Source organism: Paraburkholderia sp. RL17-337-BIB-A (assembly GCF_046025895.1).
GTDB classification, from domain to species: Bacteria; Pseudomonadota; Gammaproteobacteria; order Burkholderiales; family Burkholderiaceae; genus Paraburkholderia; species Paraburkholderia fungorum_C.
The window spans coordinates 3,078,994-3,098,969 of sequence record NZ_JARESY010000001.1; the positions used below are offsets into that span (position 1 = coordinate 3,078,994).

At 64.2% G+C, this 19,976-nt stretch carries 18 protein-coding genes and 1 pseudogene; 5 read left to right on the top strand and 14 right to left on the bottom strand.

Features of this window, described 5'->3' with window-relative positions:
• Positions 1–285 precede the first annotated feature (285 nt).
• Positions 286–2,268 carry an acetate--CoA ligase gene (gene acs / locus P0D84_RS13775; protein ID WP_408337173.1) on the bottom strand — a complete coding sequence of 661 codons (1,983 nt, stop codon included), beginning with the start codon at positions 2,266–2,268 and terminating at the stop codon, positions 286–288.
• A gap of 425 nt (positions 2,269–2,693) precedes the next feature.
• On the opposite strand from acs, the gene P0D84_RS13780 reads away from it, so the two are divergent.
• The 4 genes from P0D84_RS13780 (at position 2,694) to P0D84_RS13795 (ending at position 8,917) form a co-directional block, all read left to right on the top strand.
• On the top strand, positions 2,694–5,765 hold the full coding sequence (locus P0D84_RS13780) for a hypothetical protein (protein ID WP_408337175.1): 3,072 nt from the start codon (positions 2,694–2,696) through the stop codon (positions 5,763–5,765).
• A 217-nt stretch (positions 5,766–5,982) separates the two neighbouring features.
• Positions 5,983–7,020, top strand: coding sequence for a DUF1521 domain-containing protein (locus P0D84_RS13785; protein WP_408337177.1), 1,038 nt, complete (start codon positions 5,983–5,985; stop codon positions 7,018–7,020).
• Between the two features lie 393 nt (positions 7,021–7,413).
• Positions 7,414–8,664: a hypothetical protein gene (locus P0D84_RS13790; protein WP_408337179.1), complete on the top strand. Its 1,251-nt coding sequence runs from the start codon at positions 7,414–7,416 to the stop codon at positions 8,662–8,664.
• Positions 8,597–8,917, top strand: a complete 321-nt coding sequence (locus tag P0D84_RS13795) for a hypothetical protein (RefSeq protein WP_408337181.1) — start codon at positions 8,597–8,599, stop codon at positions 8,915–8,917. Before P0D84_RS13790 ends, P0D84_RS13795 begins: the two co-directional genes overlap by 68 nt.
• 42 nt (positions 8,918–8,959) lie before the next feature.
• On the opposite strand, the gene P0D84_RS13800 is transcribed toward P0D84_RS13795, so the two are convergent.
• The 5 genes and pseudogenes from P0D84_RS13800 to P0D84_RS13820 form a co-directional block, all read right to left on the bottom strand.
• Positions 8,960–9,400: a hypothetical protein gene (locus tag P0D84_RS13800; RefSeq protein ID WP_408337183.1), complete on the bottom strand. Its 441-nt coding sequence runs from the start codon at positions 9,398–9,400 to the stop codon at positions 8,960–8,962.
• Complete coding sequence (locus tag P0D84_RS13805; RefSeq protein WP_408337185.1) at positions 9,397–10,725, bottom strand: FliI/YscN family ATPase; 1,329 nt, start codon at positions 10,723–10,725, stop codon at positions 9,397–9,399. Before P0D84_RS13805 ends, P0D84_RS13800 begins: the two co-directional genes overlap by 4 nt.
• A 10-nt stretch (positions 10,726–10,735) precedes the next feature.
• Positions 10,736–12,814 (bottom strand): flagellar biosynthesis protein FlhA, encoded by a 2,079-nt coding sequence (locus tag P0D84_RS13810; protein WP_408337187.1) that lies wholly within the window; start codon positions 12,812–12,814, stop codon positions 10,736–10,738.
• Position 12,815: 1 nt separating this feature from the next.
• Positions 12,816–13,556 (bottom strand): EscU/YscU/HrcU family type III secretion system export apparatus switch protein, encoded by a 741-nt coding sequence (locus tag P0D84_RS13815; protein ID WP_408337189.1) that lies wholly within the window; start codon positions 13,554–13,556, stop codon positions 12,816–12,818.
• Positions 13,553–14,185 (bottom strand): annotated as a pseudogene (locus tag P0D84_RS13820) (EscT/YscT/HrcT family type III secretion system export apparatus protein); the annotation flags it as partial. The pseudogene P0D84_RS13820 and the gene P0D84_RS13815, both read right to left, overlap by 4 nt.
• 97 nt (positions 14,186–14,282) lie before the next feature.
• On the opposite strand from P0D84_RS13820, the gene P0D84_RS13825 reads away from it, so the two are divergent.
• Complete coding sequence (locus P0D84_RS13825) at positions 14,283–15,428, top strand: ISAs1 family transposase (protein WP_408331415.1); 1,146 nt, start codon at positions 14,283–14,285, stop codon at positions 15,426–15,428.
• Here the strand turns inward: P0D84_RS13825 and P0D84_RS13830 are convergent.
• The 8 genes from P0D84_RS13830 to P0D84_RS13865 are packed head-to-tail and all read right to left on the bottom strand — an operon-like array spanning position 15,383 to position 19,962.
• Positions 15,383–15,553 carry a hypothetical protein gene (locus P0D84_RS13830; protein ID WP_408337191.1) on the bottom strand — a complete coding sequence of 57 codons (171 nt, stop codon included), beginning with the start codon at positions 15,551–15,553 and terminating at the stop codon, positions 15,383–15,385. The two genes, P0D84_RS13825 and P0D84_RS13830, sit on opposite strands and share 46 nt — an antisense overlap.
• Entirely contained in the window at positions 15,550–15,825 is a 276-nt protein-coding gene (gene sctS / locus P0D84_RS13835; protein WP_408337193.1) for a type III secretion system export apparatus subunit SctS, read from the bottom strand. Before sctS ends, P0D84_RS13830 begins: the two co-directional genes overlap by 4 nt.
• The gene (locus P0D84_RS13840) at positions 15,822–16,466 is read right to left on the bottom strand and encodes an EscR/YscR/HrcR family type III secretion system export apparatus protein (protein WP_408337195.1); all 645 of its coding nucleotides are present in this window, start codon (positions 16,464–16,466) and stop codon (positions 15,822–15,824) included. Before P0D84_RS13840 ends, sctS begins: the two co-directional genes overlap by 4 nt.
• Positions 16,463–17,434, bottom strand: coding sequence for a FliM/FliN family flagellar motor switch protein (locus P0D84_RS13845; RefSeq protein WP_408337197.1), 972 nt, complete (start codon positions 17,432–17,434; stop codon positions 16,463–16,465). The genes P0D84_RS13840 and P0D84_RS13845 overlap by 4 nt, the downstream gene beginning before the upstream one ends.
• The gene (locus P0D84_RS13850) at positions 17,431–18,210 is read right to left on the bottom strand and encodes a FliH/SctL family protein (RefSeq protein ID WP_408337199.1); all 780 of its coding nucleotides are present in this window, start codon (positions 18,208–18,210) and stop codon (positions 17,431–17,433) included. The genes P0D84_RS13845 and P0D84_RS13850 overlap by 4 nt, the downstream gene beginning before the upstream one ends.
• Entirely contained in the window at positions 18,204–18,779 is a 576-nt protein-coding gene (locus P0D84_RS13855) for a hypothetical protein (protein ID WP_408337201.1), read from the bottom strand. Before P0D84_RS13855 ends, P0D84_RS13850 begins: the two co-directional genes overlap by 7 nt.
• Positions 18,776–19,693, bottom strand: coding sequence for a type III secretion system inner membrane ring lipoprotein SctJ (gene sctJ, locus P0D84_RS13860; protein ID WP_408337203.1), 918 nt, complete (start codon positions 19,691–19,693; stop codon positions 18,776–18,778). Before sctJ ends, P0D84_RS13855 begins: the two co-directional genes overlap by 4 nt.
• A complete protein-coding gene (locus tag P0D84_RS13865; RefSeq protein ID WP_408337205.1) occupies positions 19,693–19,962 on the bottom strand; it encodes an acyl carrier protein in 270 nt (89 codons plus the stop codon). Before P0D84_RS13865 ends, sctJ begins: the two co-directional genes overlap by 1 nt.
• Between the last annotated feature and the right edge of the window lie 14 nt (positions 19,963–19,976).

The following is a 19,976-nucleotide window of genomic DNA, read 5'->3' on the forward strand; positions in this document are numbered from 1 at the left end:
ATGGGTCGGCACACAACGCGTCCTGTCGCGGCGTTGAGGTTCAGACAATCTGCACGGCGACTGCCTCGCGTGGAAATTGTTCCAGCGCGTTTGCGCTCCTTGATGCCGCGCCGCGGGCCATTGCGGCGGAGCCAATTGACAAAAAGCCACCGGGCAGACAATTGGGATTGTCTGCCCGGTGGCTTTAACTGCCCGACCTAAGTGGCCGATATTTGGGTCCGGTCAAGGGCGCATCGTCCTGTGCACCCCTGCCGCATACGTGGGCAAACCCACGCAAACCCAAGCTCAGAGCGACTCGCCGAGTTGGTCGAGAATCGCCGGGTTCTCCAGCGTGGATACGTCCTGGGTGATTTCCTCGCCCTTCGCGAGCGAACGCAACAGGCGGCGCATGATCTTGCCCGAACGCGTCTTCGGCAGGTTCTCGCCGAAGCGGATGTCCTTCGGCTTGGCGATCGGACCGATCTCCTTGGCGACCCAGTTGCGCAGTTCGTTGGCAAGCTTCACCGCTTCCTCGCCTTCAGGACGCGCGCGCTTGAGCACCACGAATGCGCACACGGCTTCGCCGGTGGTCGCATCAGGACGGCCCACCACGGCCGCTTCCGCCACGATCGGGTTCGACACCAGCGCCGACTCGATCTCCATCGTGCCGAGGCGGTGGCCGGACACATTGAGCACGTCGTCGATGCGGCCCATGATCGTGAAGTAGCCGGTTTCCTTGTCGCGCACCGCACCGTCGCCGGCGAGATACAGCTTGCCGCCGAGTTCCTCGGGGAAATAGCTCTTCTTGTAACGGTCCGGATCGCCCCACACGTTGCGCAGCATCGACGGCCACGGACGCTTCACCACCAGAATACCGCCCTGCCCATTCGGCACGTCTTGCCCGGTTTCATCGACCACGGCCGCCATGATGCCTGGCAACGGCAGTGTGCATGAACCCGGCACCAGCGGCGTGGCGCCAGGCAGCGGTGTGATCATGTGGCCGCCGGTTTCGGTTTGCCACCAGGTATCGACGATCGGACAACGGCCACCGCCGACGTTCTCGTGATACCAGACCCACGCTTCCGGATTGATCGGTTCGCCGACCGTGCCGATGATGCGCAGCGTCGACAGATCGTAGCTCTTCGGATGCACCTTCTCGTCCGCTTCAGCCGCCTTGATCAGCGAACGGATCGCGGTGGGCGCCGTATAGAACAGCGAGACTTTGTGCCTCGCGATCATGGCCCAGAAGCGGCCGGCGTTCGGATAGGTCGGCACGCCTTCGAACACGACCTGCGTGCCGCCGAGGGTCAGCGGACCGTACGTGATGTAGCTATGGCCGGTGATCCAGCCGATGTCGGCGGTGCACCAGAACACGTCCGTGGGCTTCCAGTCGAAAGTCCACTTCATGGTCTGCGCAGCCCACAGCAGATAGCCGCCGGTGCTGTGCTGCACGCCCTTCGGCTTGCCGGTCGAACCCGACGTATAGAGGATGAAAAGCGGATGCTCGGCGCCAACCCACTCGGGCGCGCATTGATCCGATTCGGCCTGCGTGAGTTCGTGCATCCACAGATCGCGGCTATCGTTCCACGCGATCTTGCCGCCGGTGCGCTTGTAGACGATCACGCTCTTCACCGCATCGCAGCCGCCCATGGCAATGGCTTCGTCGGCGATGTTCTTCAGCGGCAATGCTTTACCGCCACGCATCTGTTCGTCGGAAGTGATGAGCGCAACGGCGCCCACATCCACCAGGCGCTCATTGAGCGACTTCGACGAGAAGCCGCCGAACACCACCGAATGCGTGGCGCCGATGCGCGCGCACGCCTGCATGGCGACGATGCCCTCGATCGACATCGGCATATAGATCACGACGCGATCGCCTTTCTTCACGCCGCGTTTTTTCAGCGCATTCGCAAAGCGCGACACGCGTTGCAGCAGATCGTTATAGGTGACGTTGGTGACGGTGCCGTCGTCGGCTTCGAAGATGATCGCGACGCGCTCGCCATTGCCGGCCTCAACGTGACGGTCGATGCTGTTATACGACGCGTTGATCTGGCCGTCTTCGAACCACGTGTAGAAAGGCGCCTTCGATTCGTCGAGCACCTTGGTGAAGGGCGTCTCCCAGCTTAGCGTCTCGCGAGCGAGGCGCCCCCAGAAGCCTTCGTAATCGCGTTCCGCTTCGGCGGCCAGCGCCCGGTACGCATCCATGCCGGAGATCGTCGCACCCGCTGCTGCTTCAGCGGAGGGTGGGAAAACACGGCGTTCCTGAAGAACAGATTCAATCGCAGACATCGACAACCCCTTGGTGAAGATGAAACTTAAATCCTGTGCCGGCTTGCCTGTGGCGGGCCTTCGTGCCGCGCGCAAATGACGCGGCACGTGTCTCCTGATCCACTGACAACGGGGCGAGCATGCGGCACTGCGTCAGCAACCCCCTTGTCGGATTGCAATCAAAATAACTGCAGCAACTTACCCGTCACTTACGCCGCCTGCCCTGCGCCCTGCATCGGCTCGCTTGCGCAGGTTTCCCATGTTAACTGAAGCGCTCGGGCCCTGTCATGAACTTCGCCTTCGCACGGCATGCAAAGCGCCGTCATACAGGAATGACACCCAGGGTTGGTCCTGGGGTGGTCTCCTGAGCATGCATCGCAATCGATGCCCATCCGTGAGCCCGGATCGCGCAGGCTCTTCACCCTGCATGGAACAGGAGCATTCATATGACGACGTCCACTGGCAGTTCCACTAGCTCCGCTTTGACCGAGCAACATCTCGATGCGGCCAGCGACACCGTTCTGCCGCCCAACACGCCGCCGTCCGCGCCGCGGCCGGCGATCCGCGACATGTCATCCGCGCCGACGGACCGCGATGAGGCATCCACGCGCGAACGATATAGCGTGGGCGACCTCGACCAGAGACCGCTTGCTTCGCCGCAACGATTCACGCGCGACGAAGCCGCCGCCTCACCCCGGAAGGACCGCGCTGGCAACAGCACTGCCGCGGCGACAGTCTCGCCTCCATCAGCGCGGACATGGACAAGACCTGCCGTGGCAACGCTTTCCGCAACCCTGTCCACGATGCCCGAAGGTGCTCCGTCATCAAGTTCGACCTCGAACGCTCCTGCGACTCCACCGCTGCTACCCGGCGTCACGCGCGACGAACTGAAACACTTGCTTGATGCGCATGACACGCGGACGCTGGATAACGGCACGCGTCTGTCGCGGAGCAGCGATCAGGACCGGCAGAACATGGTGCGGCTAGGTGCGGACCTGGAGCGCAGCCTCACAGGCTACCCGCCCGCAGTTCAGCAATTCGAGCAGACGATCAACGACATGCAGGCTCAACTCAGCACACTGCCACCCAGTGAGCACGAGGCCTACGCGGGCGCCCTCGCGACGCTGGACGCCGCGGTCCGCTACAGCACCGACGCCGCGGAACTGCAACGTGTCGATCGGCAACTGTCGTTGCTGGGCAGCGCGCTGATCGTACGCTCCACCACCGCAATCAACGATCCGGTCCAGGAGGCGCTGAACGTGTTCAACCGCCCGGTCGGCGCGGGCTACCTGATCCAACCGGTCGACCAGCAGAAACTCGGTGCACTGACGCAGTTACGTGACTGGTTCGTCACCGCCTCAACGCCTGTTGCACGTCAGTTGCTTTTCTCAGAGGCCGCGGAACTGAAGAGCGAGATCCAGCACAAGATCGCCACGGCGATCGATCGGCACACGACCCAGGAAACCGGCAAATGGGCAGCGGCGAACGGGGAAGTCAACCGGATCATCCATGAAGCCGAAGCGATCAAAGATGATCCCGGCAAGCGGTTTGAACTGATCGGCCGTCAGTTGTACAGCACCAATCCAGGCTCTGGCCGCGACGAGCTGGCAGACCGTCGACTGCTGGCGTTCACGCAACGGATGCGGGACGATCCCTCGCTGCACGACAAGCTCGTCAACTGGTCAGTCGAGGCGGGGCGAAAACTCAACGCCTATGGCGTCGATGCCCAGAAAAGCTATCTCGACATCCTGAATAACCTGCCGCCGGCTGGCCCCGACTATGTCCGCGATCTGGCCGACCAGTACAACGCCGTGCTGCACGACTCGTCGTACAAGGACTATTCGATCACGCCACGCGCCCGTGGAGAAAAGCTGGCTGAGCAGGTTTTCGAGGGCGCCACGCGTTTTCTGCTCGGCCTGACACCGTTCGCTCCGGTCACGGCGGCGCTCGACCCGCATTCGTCGCTGTCGCCAAATACGCGGCTAGGCATCGACCTCGCGTCCGGCCTGCTTGGGCTCGTCGCGGGCGGAGGCGAGGCGGCCTTCGCCGAGCGCCTCGCCGCGAAGGAAGCTGGAGCCGTCGTCAGGGCAGGTTCCGAGGGACACCTGCCCGAACACCCGATCACGACCGGCGACAAAGGGGCTCCTCTCCCGGCCGCGCCAGCCGGTCAGGGAGGCCAGGCAGGCGTGCAAAGCACACGGCCGGCGGTCCATGCCGCCGCGCAGGGCATGAGTATTGACGCGGCCGCCGCTGACGCGTCGCAGCGCATCAGCGGGACGAAGGCAAGCTTGCCTGACAGCTACGCCGTACAGCCCGAGGCCGATTCACTGAAAGCCGCCATGGGCTGGAAAAACGTACTCATCGACAACAACGGGCAGCACTACATCAACAGCGGCGGGAAGACCTATCCCGCGCGCTTCGATATGGACAACAACACCTGGCGCGTGTATCAGCCCGATAACGCGTACCGGCCTCAATATCCGGTCAGGCTCAATGCCCAGGGTGACTGGGAGGTTCACAACAATGTCGGGCTCAAAGGCGGGATGTACCCGGACAGTCCGTCATCTTCGGGATCGTCAGAATCTCCGGGATCTCCCGCGTCCTCTGAATCGTCTGGGTCTTCGGAAGCTGCGGAAATGCCCCCGTTCGAGCAGGCCTATCACGTCACGACCGAGACCGGCGCCCCGCCCTCCGCCAACATGCTGCAAACGCTCGATCCGGCGACATGGCACTCCGCGGCAAACGACTGGCTCAAGAATCTGAACTTCACCACACTCTACCGAGGCGCATTCGATCATCTTCCATCCGACCAGCAACACGCCCTCAGAGACTGGACTTATCTGGATGATGTCAGCGACACCTACTCGACCGACTCGACCTACGACGATATCAATTTCCAACTCAATCAGCAACTGCGCGATCGCTCCCATGAAAGCGACACCGCCACGCGCGCCCAGGCGTTGCAGACCGCGCTGAGCAGTCTGCCGAAACCGCCCGGCGACACTCACCTGATTCGTTTTGCGAAGGTCCCTGCCAACTACGAGGGTACGCTCAAAGTGGGCGACTACGTGACCAATTCGCCGGCTTTCATGTCCGCCGCCAGCGAGAATGAATACGCAAAGGCAGCCGTGGCGGACAACGATTATGTAGGCAGGTACGGGGGTGCGTTAGCGCTTTACGACATCCAGTCGAAGTCGGCAACGCCCTTTATTAATCGCGTTACCACATTGGCCCCCCACGAGACCGAATGGATATTCCAGCCCAACACTGTATTCAGAGTCGACGAAGTCGCCACAGCAAAGTCTCCAGACGGGACGCACGCTTCCCGTATCGGCATACGTCTGACCGAGGTACCGATCACTGAAGCGACTTTCGCGAAGAACATTCATACCGGCGAGCAGGAACTGGTCTATCCGCCGGGAATGACACCGGTCTATACGACGTTGCCGCCCAGACCTCAGCAGCCGCAGCCACCTGTACGTCGCAGTGCGAACCCGGCGGGACCGCTGACAACATGACATACACGCGGCGATGGGTACGGCAACGACGAGACGGCCCATCACCGCAATCTGCCGACTCAACCAATTCGCCGACATCGCGTATCTCTATAGATAAGTATGCCGAATTAAAAACTGATCTCGCTACTATTTCATCAGCGGAGCCAATCTCATACCGTCGGCGACGCGGCTCCGACTGTCCAGCTCAAGCCGACTCTTTTCGTTCAGGAACGACCACATGCAAGCAGCCATGCAATTGAACACCCCGTTGCTCTCGCTCCAGGGCAATATCAACACTCTCTTTGGCGGCGCCGCGCAAGCGCAGCGGCCGCCTGCCGCAGGGTTCAATGGCGGCTTTGGCGGCGGTTTCAATAGCGGTTTCAATAGCGGTTTCAACCAGTCCAGCCAGATGTCGAACATGCTGAGCGGCTTCTCGAAGACATCGTTCTCCGTCTTCAGCCAGAACTCGGGGAACGGTCAGAGCAGCACGTTCTTCGCGCAAGGGTCGACCAGCGGTCGCGGTCAGGCCGCGATGCCGCAACCGCCCGACTTGCGTGGTAATGGCAATCGTGGCGACTACCTCAGTCCTGCGACCGCCGGTCGGTATGACAATCGCTTCGATAGTCGCTGCGACAGCCGGTATGACAATCGCCCCGACAATCGGTATGACAACCGCTGCGACAATCGCAACGGCAACTACACCCAGACCAACATCAACATCTCGTCGCGCAACAACTGCGGCTGCAACGATTCCGGCAAGACCAACCAGACGCAGTGGAGCAATACCGCGGTCAGCAACAACAAGGCGAGCATCGATCTCGGCGACTACAAACTCGACTTCAACAAGTCGGATTCGTCGATGACCATGACTAACGCGAAAACCGGCGATACGACGAAGGTCTGGGGCGATCCGCACCTGACCCAGCACGAGAACAGTTCCAACAAGTCGACGGCGATGTTCAACGGCCCGATGACGTTCATGCTGCCGGACAACACCAAGGTCACGGTCGGCACCCAGCCGGGCGCGAACAACAAGTCGGTGTCGTACGCGGATCAGGTGACGATCACCCGCGGCAATGATGCCTACCAGGTCACGGGGCTAAGCCAGGAAGACAAGGCAGGCCTGAGTGTGCAGAAGAGCCGCGACGGTCGTGCGCTAGACGCCGCCGCGCCGGACGGCTACACCGTCCAGGCCAACCGTAACGGCACCGGCTGGATCGATCCGACCACTGGCAAGGAGCCGACGGCGGCCGACATCAGCAAGGCCAACAAGTAAGCTCACCGCACGCTACAGGGGACAACGGCGCCAGCCGTTGCCTCCCATGGATGCCGCACTCGCGATCGACGCAGGGGTTGCGGCATCCGCCCCCCGCACGCGGATCGCCCCGGTCGCGCGCGCGATCTACCTCTACGCGCACCGACCCTCCCCGGGCAGCACGTGGAATCTGCCTATACGCGCCGACTGCGTGGACGTCCCCCGCGCGCACACCGCACCGATCACGCAACTGTCTCTTCTCACCGCATGGTGCGGCGAAAAAGACACCCGAGAATGCAGAGACAGATTAGACCGTTGCACGGATTCCATGCGTTCCAATGGATGCACACCTCTCCTCGGGAACCGTGTTCGACAAAGTCGATTTCGACAGTTTATTTAATTCAGGATCACACAATGAAAGTCGAATCATCCAGCAATCAGAAAAACGCTTTTGTTCAGTACGTGACGGCGCAACGCGGTGGGCAGGCTGTTCAACCAGCGGCGCAGCCCGCGGTATTCGATACCTCCGGTTCCAGTGGTACGCAGCGGTCGGCCTCGTCCAATGACAACCCCAATCAGGACCCGATGCAGATTCACAATGTCGGGACCAACTGGAAGCTGGGCCCTAACGGCGAACACATCTATCTCGGAAGCTTCCCAGCGCCGCAACCGCACCGCGACCCCAAGCAGGCCGAGACGCAGATGGATGTCTTTAGGCGCGGCTTCACGGATGGCGCAACGCATCCGGCACAAACCATGGGCAAGATCCATGATATGGCGACGGGTGATAAGTCACATGGCGGCGAGAAAACTGGCAAGAAGGTCGACGGTGTACTGCAGCAGCTGCCCGTAGTCGGCGATGCAATCACTATCACGCGCGGGGTCGCAGGCGAGAACGATCCGGATGGCAACCCGCAACTGCCGCAGCCGAACGTTCAGCCGGAGGTGCCGGGCGATTCCGTCAAGGGCGGCCAGCCGGGCCGACCGGCGGAGAAGCTCCCAGCCGAAGTACCTTCGAACACGAAGCCCGGCACGAAGCCCGCGCCTTCGCAAACTCCATCTGCGGGTAGTGGCGGCGCACCAGCTGCGCCTATTCAATCGAAGCCGACCCAATCCGGGACGCCTCAATCCAGGGCAGGTGAACCGCCGGCCACTACACCGCATGCAGACGAACCCAAGACGAACGCGCCGCCTGCGAGCGACTCGCACTTCGATGTGCCCGCGCAATACGCAGGCAAGCCGAAGGGTAATCTGGAAGCTGATCCGAACAGTCCGGGCGTCTTCAGGGACGAGAACGGCCAATCTTATATCCAGGCAGGCGAGCAAAACTGGCCGGTCAGATACGACAAAGACAACGGCACGTGGCGCGTCTATCATCCCGACGACGCCGCGAAACTTCAATATCCTGTCGGACTCGACGAACAGGGCAACTGGCAGGTGCATGACGACGTCGGCCTCAAGGGCGGGAACCCCGGCGCTGCGGGGGGACAGCAGCGACAATATGGCCAACCGCGATCGGCTCCACGACATCGCGTCGAACTCGCCAACCGGCAACCTGCCGGGCTCATATCCCAGCTCCGTGAAAATAGTCAACGACATGCTGAAACGCCTCGACATCAATCTATCGGACCAGTCCGCCGATGCCATCGTCAACAATCTGCATAAGGTGAATGCTGGAGAAATCGCCCACGCCAGTGCGTCGGCGCGCGAAGTCTGGACCTTCGCCCGCGACGTTGCGGACCCGAACCTGCCGATGAAAGACCGCGCTGCCGCAGCGTTTGGCATGGTGTTGAACGGCGTGCTTGCGCCGGCTTACATGACCCAGTTCGATCTGGGCAGCTACCACTTCGGTCGCGATCAATCGGCCGATCTGCGTCGGGCGATGCAGATGTTCGTGCAGTTTGATCCTCATGCCTAACCGACGTTGACCGGGCGGGCTAGCGCTGCCTTTTCGGCCGCGTTAGCCCCCGTCCCGCCCGCCATCCGCCGCGCATGCCACGCGGGCGAGCGCCACCCGCCAGCGGTGTTTCGCGTCGTCATGCCGAACCCGCTCGACGCTCCAGTCCCGCAGCGCCTCAGCCGCTTCGTGGCGCGCCGCCGCGTGCGCGTGCTGCGCGTCGCTCAGTTGCCGCTGCAAATCGGGAAGGCGTGCGTCGTGCGCGCGCAGCGTCGCGTGCCACTGTCTGCCGGCGCGCTGGTCGCGACGGCAGAACCCGAGCACGCGCAGCCGTTCTTCGGCGTGCCGTTCCAGCACGGCAACCTGCTCGGCCACCGCGGCCGCCGCCTGACGTTCGCGCCGGCGCGCGTCAGCCAGTGCACGCAGCCGGCGGCGCACCCGCAAACCGCGCACACGCGCGAGCAGCTGCCAGAGCTCCGCCTCCTGCGCGGCGCCGCGCATCATGCCGGGCGATCGCCGGCGCACAAGCCATGTAGCTGCGCGCGCGTTTCGATCCACGGGCTGCACTGGTCGTACGGTTGACGTAGAAAGCGCTGGATCGCCGGGCGCTGATCGATCGCGCGGTCCGTCTCGGGATCGTGACCCCGCTCGTATTCGCCGATCTGCAACAGCATCTCCACCTCCTCATAACGCGCCAGCCAATCGCGCACACGGTTCGCGTCGGCGCGTTGCGTGGGATCCGCGACGCGATTCATCAAGCGGCTGCGACTGCGCAAGATGTCGATCGCCGGATAGTGGCCTGACGCGCCGAGTTTCGACGACAACTGGATATGCCCATCGAGCAACGAGCGCGCTTCTTCCGCCACCGGATCCGACAAATCGGCCTCATCCGCAAGCACGGTATAAAACGCGGTGATGCTGCCCTGCGCGGTCACACCGGCGGATTCGATCAGGCGCGGCAGTTGCGCAAACACACTCGGCGGAAAGCCACCGCGCAGCGGCGGCTCGCCGACTGCAAGACCGAGCTCGCGCAGCGCGCGCGCATAGCGCGTCAGCGAGTCGAACAGCAGCAGGACATTGCACCCGGTGGCGCGCAAACCCACCGCCACCTGCGACGCCAGTTGCGCTGCCTTGATCCGCTCCGCCGCGGGACGGTCGGACGTCGCGGCGTTCACGACGGTCGACGCGCGCCGGTGTTCCAGATGGTCGTGAATGAATTCGGCCACCTCGCGGCCTCGTTCGCCGATCAGTGCAACCACGATCGCATCGGTCGACGCACCGTTCGCGATCATGCCCATGATCGTGCTTTTGCCGCCGCCCGCCGGCGCGAAGATGCCGGTGCGCTGACCGACGCCACAGGTCAGCAGGCCGTCGATCGCGCGCACACCCGTGGCAAACGGCACGCTGATGACGGGCCGTTCGAGCGGATTGAGCGTCGCCGCGGCATCGCCCGGCAGGTCTTGCGCAGCAGTTGCAGAGGACGGCGGCGGCGGACCGCCGTCGAGGGGATTGCCCAGGCCGTCCACCACGCGTCCCAGCAATCCCGCCGCTGCGACGCTGCCCCACGCCGCGCCGCAGCCCTGCACCTCCGTAATATCCGACAGGCCGGCCAGACCCGCCAGCGGCATCACCAGCGCACCGTCGTGGGCAAAGCCGACCACTTCGCCGTACTGCGCTTCGAGCGTATCCGGCCGCACGAGGCGCACTTTCTCGCCGACCCGCAACGAAACACCCACCACCCGCACGATCACACCGCGCGCTTCGACCACCCGCCCGCGCAAGCTCGGCGCGGACATGAACATGGGCGCACTGCTTTCCGTCGCTCGCATGAGTTCCTCCTTATGGCGCGCCGAGCGTCGCGACGGTCTGGATACGGAAGACGTCGAGTGGAATCTCTTCGATCGCCAGCACTTCAATGCGCAATCCGAAGTCGCGCAGTAACCGCACCAGATGGGGACGCAGCACCGCGTTCGTGACAATCAGGCGGATCCCGGACAGATCCGCGGTCAGGAACTGCTGTGCACGAGTCAGCTCTTCGGCCGACAACACGCACTGCGGCTCGCCGTCCACGCCGCTGCGAATTTGCGCCTCGAGGCTGGCCTCCCATGCCGGGTCCAGCACAGCCGCCGAAATCGTCCAGCTTTGCAAGTCGGCGTAAGCACGTGCGATCTGCCGTCCCAGTTGGATACGCGCTTCGCGCACCAGCCGGTCAAGCGTGCGCTCGGCGGCCGGCACGCGCACCACGGCTTCGAGGATCGCGCGCAGGTTGCGAATCGGCACCTGCTGCTGTAGCAATTGCCGCAACACGCCGGCGAGCTGCACCGTGCTCGCGGCCTGCCCCGCCTGCGCGACCAGCTCGCGAAATTCGATCGCCAGCTGATCGAGCAGGAAGCGCGTCTCCTGAGTGCCGAGAAAATCGGCCGCCGAACGCTCGCAGATTTCCGCCAGGTGATCGCATAACGCCTCGTCGACGCTCGCCTTGCGGATCTCCGGATCGTCGATCGCGGCCGCCTTCGCGTTCGGCACCCAGACCGATTTTTCGGCGCGTGGCCGGTAGCCCTCGACACCGTCGAACCCGATCCGGCTCTCGTCGCCGCTCACCAGCGTGTGGGCGGCCACGAGCGTGCCGCTCGCAAACGGCACATCCTCGATATCCACGATGTAGCGCTCCGGCGCGAGGCGCGAGTCACGCAGCAGCGCGAGGCCAGGAAACGGTACGCCCAGGTCGACCATCAGATTGCGGCGCAGTTGGCCGAGCTGCCGGTTCAGCGCTTCGGGCCGCAACGCATCGAAGGCATCGAGGCCGAGCCGCAACCGCAACGTCGCACTGGTGCCGAGCTCGACGTCGTCGAGAATGCGCGGCACGTAGTTGCCGCCGTCGCGCGTCATCTCGGGCATCAGCGCGCGCTGCGAGTTCGTCGCGAGCGCGGCGTTGCGCATTAGCGTGACCGCGAGCGCGAGCAGCAGACCACCGGCCACCAGAAACTGGATGTGCGGAAAATTGGGGATCGCCGCCAGCGACAGACAGGCAATCCCGGCCATGCCGATCGCCTTGGGATGCATGGCCAGTTGCCGGTAAATGTCGCCGCCGAGATGGGCCTCGGCGCTATCGGCCGAGGCCACGCGGGTGACGAGAATACCGGCCGCCACCGAGACGATCAACGACGGGATCTGCGAGACGAGACCATCGCCGACCGTGAGAATCGTGTAGGCATGCAACGCGTCGGCGAACGACATGCCGCGCTGCGCGATGCCCACCGCGAGGCCGCCGATGATATTCACCAGCGCGACGACGATGCCGGCCACCGCATCGCCCTTGACGAACTTCATCGCCCCGTCGAGGGAGCCGTAAAAGTACGTCTCGCGTTCGAGCGCGGCGCGCATCCGGCTCGCCTGGGCAGCGTTGATCACGCCGCTGCGCATGTCGGCGTCGATGCTCATCTGGCGGCCCGGAATGCCGTCGAGCGTAAAGCGCGCGGCCACTTCGGCCACCCGGTCCGCGCCTTTCGCGACGACGATGAACTGGATCGCGGCGAGCACGATGAATACCACCAGCCCGACCGCCACATTGCCGCCCACCACCATCTCGCCGAATGCGCCGATGATCTGGCCGGCGTGCGCATGCAGCAGGATCATCTTGGTCGACGCGATCGCGAGCGCGAGACGCAGCAGCGTGGTGATCAGCAGCAACGACGGAAAACTCGCGAGATCCGCGGCCTTCGACACATACAGCGTGGTGGTCAGCATCGTCAGGCTGGAGGCGAAACTCACGCAGATGAACAGGTCGAGCACGAACGGCGGCACCGGCACGATCAGCAGAGCGAGCACGGTCAGAATGCCGATGCCGACGGCGACGTCGGCGTGACGCGCGAAGATGGCCGAGAGATCGTAGCGGCTCAGAATGGAACGATTCAACATGTTATTGCCCAAGCTCCCGATGAAGCGCGCGGCGACGGTTTTTGACGTAGGGGTCGCCCTCGTCGTCGCGGAACTCCCGTTTGATTTCGCTCTTGTCCATGCGCAGGCTGCGCAGCAACAAGAAGCGCTGAATGAAATAGTCCGCGGCGGCGGGCGCGATCTGCGAGGCCGCCATCGCAATCAGCAGATGCGAGTGCGAGGCCGCCGTATAGCCGAGATCAGCCGGCAATGAGAAGGCCCACATGGGCGCAAGCTGGCGCAACCACGTGGCGAGCGCCTGCACGAACAGAAACAGCAGCACCGCGAATTGCAGCAAGGTCAGCACCGTGTCCCACAGCAGGCGCAGGCTGAACATCTGCTTGAGACCGTTGACCGGATTCAGACGCTTCACATCGGGTGTGACGCGCTTCCACGCGATCAGTCCACGCGTCTGCATCAACTCCGGCACGAGCACCGCGAGCGCACCGACACCAAGCGCGATCAACACCGTCGGCAGGAACGCGGTCAGCGCGGCAAGCGTCGATACGAGCCGCTCCGCGAACGGCAGCGCCTCGTCCAGGACCGTCACATGCCGGATCAGCCGCGTGCCTAGCGCATACAGGTGCGGCGCTTCGATAAGCAGATACAGCCACCAGACGAGGCCGCTGAACGCCACCGTCAGATGGGTGCTCTTCGTGATCTCGCCGTCCTCACGGGCACGGCGGATCCGCTTGGGGGTTGGGGCTTCGGTCTTGTCGCTCATGGCAAATGGATCACGTGATCGAATGCCAGACGCAATTGCGCGAACAGCGCGGGCACGCTCAGCATCGCGGCAAACGAGAGGATCATTGCCTTGACGATCCGTGCGGTGGCGAACGGGTTGAGCCGTTTCGCGTGCCGCGACATCAGCCCGAACGCGACGTCGATCAGCAGCATCAGACCGAGCAGCGGACTGGCGAGCCGCACGCCTTCGGCTAGCGTTCCGGCCAGGTCGGTGAGCGCGATGTGCCGGAACACGTCGCTCAGGTCGACGCGCCAACGGCCCGGCGGCCACAGCACCCACGCATCGGTGAAGAAGCCGAACAGGAGCGGCAGACCCGGTCCCGTGAACAGGGTCAACGCGGCAAACTGCAAGAACAGCGTTTCGAAGAGCGCCGCTTCCTGCTGGAAGTGCGGATCGTAGATCGCCGCGCTCGCATAACCGCCCTGCTGATCGAGCACCGCGCCCGCCGCTGCCGCCGCATGAAAGATCGTGCCGAGCAGCAGGCCGAGCGCTACGCCGGTCGCCGCTTCCACGCCGATGGCCAGCAACAGGTGCGGCGGCCAGCCCATGTGTTGCGGCAGCATGGCCAGCGCCAGCACCATCGGCAGCCGCAACAGAATGCCCAGGGCCGGAGCGCCAAAACCCGTTTACAAGCAATGAGTTACAGCAACGAGTTGTAAGCTTGGCGGAAAAAGCGTTTACTTCTGGTTTTTCAGAGTAGCGCAAATGAGCCCGGGAAAACATCTGATCAGTCTGCTGTCGGCAATAGAAGATCCCCGCGTCGTTGGACGAACGTGGCACAAGTTGATCGACGTTCTGTCGATTGCGCTGTTCTCTGTGCTGGCCGGCGCACAAGGGTGGGACGAGATGGAAGAATGGGGGCTTGCCAACGAAGCGAGGCTTCGGCAATACCTCGAATTGCCCCATGGCATCCCGGGGCACGACACCATCCGACGGATCTTCGAGGTGCTCGATCCGAAGCAACTGGATGCGTGCCTGCTGAATTGGGTAGGCGAGGTGTGTCCGGATCTTCATTCGGTCATCGCAATCGACGGCAAGAGTGTGCGTGGTTCGGGCACGCACGCCAGGGGTGTGCGTGCCTTGCATAGCGTGACGGCCTACGCGAGTCTAAGTGGGCTGGTGCTGGCGCAGCAGCGCTGCGAGGAGAAGTCAAACGAGATCACTGCCATTGAAGCTCTGCTGCCCGTCCTGTCGCTCAAGGGCAGCCTGGTAACCATAGACGCCATCGGCACTCAGGTGGCCATCGCCCAGAAGATCACTGAGCGTGGTGGCGACTATCTGCTGGTTGCGAAGGATAACCAGCCCGGTCTGGCTCAGGCCGTTGAAGACTATATGCGAATCGGCAAAGCCCACGATTGGGCGCACATGAATCCATCGATCTTTGAGACGCTGGATAAAGGGCATGGTCGCCTTGAAACCCGTCACTGTGTCGCAGTGGCAGCGCCGGACTATCTCAGCGAACTGGACCGCTGGCCCAGGCTTAAGAGCCTGGTGCGCATTGAGCGGACACGCGAGATCGCGGGCCAGGTCAGCTCGCAGACGCAGTACCTGATCAGCTCCGCAGCACCCGACGCCAAATACCTACTTGAGGCGAGCCGCATGCACTGGGCCATCGAGAATGGTTTGCATCATTGCCTTGACGTGACCTTCCGCGAGGACGCCAGCACCGTGCGCTTGCGCAATGCGACGGCCAATTTCGCCACCTTGCGCCGCATCACTTTGAATTTGCTGCGCATGCGGCCCGAATCCGGTAAGAAAAAGCGCAGCGTGGCCGCACGTCGCAAGGTCGCCGGCTGGAATCCCGACTACTTATTCGAGTTACTCCAGCTCACGCGACTTCCCAGAATTTGATGCTCCGGCCCTGACAGAATGCCGAGCGAGCCGCTCTGGCCGAACGGAATCAGGTAGAGCGCCACGGCGGGCCGGATCGCGCAAAACGCAAAGCCCTTCAGGTAGTCGAGGTAGTCGGGGCTCAATGCAACCGCCCCGCCGCGATGAAGGTGAACACATGGGCGAGAAAGCGCGCGAGTTCGCGGCTCGCCCAGGGCGCCGTCACGATCAGCACCGCGCCGACGCAGATGATCTTGGCCCCGTACGGCAGACTCTGATCCTGGATCTGCGTCACCGACTGCAACAACCCCACCAGCAAACCGACCACGGTCGCGACGGCAAGCGCGGGTAACGACAACCAGAACACCAGCATGAGCGCGTCGCTGGACAAGCTGGCAAGAGAGGGAACACTGTTCATTTGACATAGCCGACGATCAGGCCGTGCATCAGCTTCGAAACGCCTGATACCGACACGAAAATGAATAACTTCAACGGAATCGACACCGTGCTCGGTGACAGCATCACCATGCCCATGGCGGTCAACACGTTGGCGACGACCAGATCGACCACCAGAAACGCGATATAGAGCAGAAAGCCCGCCTCGAATCCGCTCGATATCTCGCCGATCAGAAACGCCGGAATCAGCAGTTGCAGATCGGTTTCCTGGGCCTCGCGCTGAGGATCGATCCGCTTCGCGGCGCCGACGAGAAACTTGCGTTCGTCGGGCCGCGAATGCGCCAGCATGAATTCGCCGAGCGGACCGCGCACTGCCTGCAGAAGTTCGGCGGGACGCGGCAACGCGACTTCGCCGCTGTCGCCGACAGGCAAGGCGTTTTCGATCTTTGCCAGAGTCGGCGACATCACGACCAGCGTCGCCGCGAGCGCGAGACCCGAGATCACCAGGTTGCTCGGCGCCTGTTGCACGCCGAGCGCCGAGCGCAGCAGCGTGAGCACGATGCTGAACTTCGTAAACGAGGTCGTCATCACGACCGCGAGCGGTAGCAGGCCGAGCATGAAGAACACGCCGACAACCTGCAGCTGGTCGAGTTGGGCGATCATGCCGGTACGTCTGCCTGGGTCAGCCGGGTCACGCGCACGCCGAGCGAACCGTCGATATCGATCAGCTCGCCGCGGGCAAACGGAATGCCCTGGCATAGCAGCGTCACGCTGCGCTCACGCGCCGGCAGCCGGAACGCGACGATCGATCCCTGGCGCAGATGAGCCAGTTCGGCGACCGACAACGACAGCGTGCCGAGCACCGCTTCGAACGCGAATGTCAGGGCGTCGATCGGCAACAGTTCGCTGGTCACTTCGACGGGCGGGGTTTCATCATTCAGGACATGGTCTATCAAGGTGTGCTCCTCAGTGAACTTCAACAAGATCCGGCACGCGCCCAATCGCAAAGGCACGCGCAGGTAATACGACTGACTGTCGAACAGCAGCGCGTCGCCCACCGCGACCTTGCGCAAGCGCGGCAACGGCATCGATGGGCCCGCGAGGCAGATCGGCATGCGGACGTACAGGCGGCGCAGCAGCGCGTCGCCGGACGGCGGCGCCGTTGGGTGGCGCCGCAGCCAGGCATCGACCGCGGGGCTGCAGAAAGAAAAATGGGCCGCGCGGCCACTCGTCGCGTGGGTGACGGCAATGCCATAGGCGCCCGTCGGCGGGACGGCGTCGAACGCCACCTCGGTGAGTTCGAGCGTGAAGCCGAACAGGCCTTCGAGCGCGCACAACCAGTCGCTCAACGCGTCGGCGACATGCGTCACGGCGGTGTCCCCGCGCGCGCCGATCACCGCCGGCGCCAGTTCCGGCAATAGCGCGCCGGCATCGCACGTGGCGCTGAACGGCGTTTGCGCCGCCATGCCGGACAAGCGCAGTGGATAGCGTGCCCGGCACGCTTCGAACTCCAGCGTGAAACGGCCGGTGCCGACACGCACCGCCCGCGGCCGGCCGAAGTGGCCGATCGCCAGGTTGTGACGCTCGGCGTCCGCCAGCGCGAGGGTTTCCAGATCCGGCCAGAGCGTCATGCCACCTCCCGCACGAACGGACGCTGAACGACACGCACCCGCTCCAACACAGGGGCTTGCTGGGGCGGCAGCACGAGTGGCGCAGCCAGCGCGGCCAGCGTGTGCCGCACGCCCTGCTCGACCATGTCGAACGTCGTACGGCCCGCGCCGTCAGCCAGGTCGTAAGTGCCGAGCACCGCGGCGACGCCGTCGCGGATGTCGCGTTCCAGGGCGCGCAACTGCACTTTCAGACCGCCATCGATCACGCCGGCCTCCGTTTCGATGACGCACGAATGCGCGGGTAAGCCGGCATCGGCCAGCACCGTGCAGAACGGCGCAGCGAGTTCATGCTCGACCACGGCAATCAACTGCCTCGCTTCCTCGAACGCCGCTGGTGCCACCCGCACGGAAACGAGCCGTTGCGATTGCGAGACCGCGACCGCCCGGCGCAACTGATTGGTCAACGCGGCCGACGGCGGCAGATCGCCGACGATGGCGCTCACCGCCCCCAACACGATCTGCGTCAGCCGGTCCTCGAGACGCTGCGCGGCAAAGGCCGCCGCGGCCATGCGTCCCACGTGCTGGCGCAGCACCGCCGCCTTGCCGGCCGCGTGCCCGTGACGCCAGGCCCGGCGTTTGAGTTCGCGCGCCTGCTGGGCGAGGCGGACGCGCTCACCTGCCGCTTCGCTCGCGCGTTGCGCCTCGACCGCGCGCAAGCCCTCGAACGACGCCAGCTCATGCGCACTCAGATGGCCGTCGGATTCAATTCGCCATGCGCCCATTCGACAGATCAGCATGCCGGCCCCTCCATCACACGCCGCGCGTCGGCGATCAGCGCCTGGGCGTCGACCGCTGAAAGGCCGTGCACGCGATAACACGCGGCGGCCTCCACGACGTCTCGCCGCAGGCGCAGGCTCCACCAGAACGCATAGGGGGAGTTCGCGGCGACGTGGGTTGCCAGCGTCAACCCGAGCGCCGTCATGTCACGCCGGTTGAACAGCGACGGTATCGGCTCGACGCTCAGGTCGGCCGTGCCGCTACGCGGGTGCCGTTGCAGCGTGCCGAGCAGATGCGGCGCGACACCGGCCGCGAACGCCATGCGGGCCGGCGCGGCAACGATGCGGCGCAACGAGCCGGCGAATGCAAGCGCGGCGACGATTCGGCACAGGCGCGCGCACGCCGGCCGTGGCCACAGCGGCAGCGCCGGCGGCAAGCCGGCGAGGCTCACCTGCAGCAGTTGCGGGTAACGGTCGAACAGAAAAGCATGCGCCGCTCGCGCGTGCCGTTCGTTTCGAACGTGACGCCCCGATTCGAGCCAACTGTCATGCACCCAATAGGCGGGCGCGCTGGTGTAGGCGTGTTTCATGCTTCACCTCCCGTACGGTTCGCGGACTTCGAGGCCCCGGCGGCGGTCTCGGCGGTGCTGGCCTCCGACCCGTCACGTGGCGCCTGGCGGGCAGCCTGCGCGCGTTGTCCTGGCTCGGCCTTCGCTACGTCGCCGCGCGTCTTCCGTCCGAACCACGTGCGCGTTTGCGAACGCCACAACCACATGAATCCGGCGGCCAGCAGCACGAGGAGAGCCAGCACACCGAGCATTGCCGTGGTGCGCGACGGGTTGCCGCCGTCGCGCAGGCAATCCGTGGCGGCGACTCCGCCTGCGGCACTGGCGACATCGCCACCGTCCGCGCATCGGCCTGGAAAGGTCAGCACGGGCGTGACCGCCAGCAGCGTCAGCGACACGCGCGCGGGCGTCAGGCCTTCGACACTGCCCGCCACCAGCGCGCGAATCCTGTCGCGCATCAGCTCGAGGTTGTAGTCGCTGCGGTAGCGCATCATCACGGACGCCGACGGCAGCGTGTCCTGCATCGGATCCATCGGATCTTTTTCGGGGAGCACGATGTGCACGCGGGCAAGCAGCACGCCATCGATCTTTTCGAGCGTTTCGGACAACTCCTGGGAGAGCCCGTACACATAGCGGACACGGTCCTCCTCGGGGCTCGATATCAACCCCTGGCGGCTGAACAGCTCGCCGAGATTCGCATGGCCGCCGCGCGGCAGCGCGTAGGCGCTGGCCAGTTCGGTTGCCACGACCGCATCCGCGTCGTCGACCGAAATGTTCCAGGTGCGGTCCGCGTTACGCTCCTTGTAACCGTTGATGCCGTGATGGCTGAGCGCGGCGATGATGCGGTTCGCCTGGTCCTCGTCCAGGCCTTCGAATAGCGAGGTTCTGCAGCCGACGAGGAGCAGCAGCACCGGCAGCAGGATCAGGGCGCGCCGCATCAGCTTCGCTGCGACAGCGTCTGGATGGCGCGGCCGGTCTCGTCGGCAACGCGCACCGTGATTTGCACCCGCACCGAGAAAGCGCCCATGTCGGCCTGCAGGCGCAGCATGTCGGAGGTCGAGATGCGGCCGGCGTCGAGCTGGTCGAGGTGCTGCGAAAGCTGCTGCGCCGACGTGTCCTGCACGTCTTGCGCGTGCGCCAGAAGACGCTCGATCAGCGAGCCCTGGTCGGCTGTCCCGTCGGCGACCCGTACGGTCGCGCCAGGCATGGGCGATACGGAAG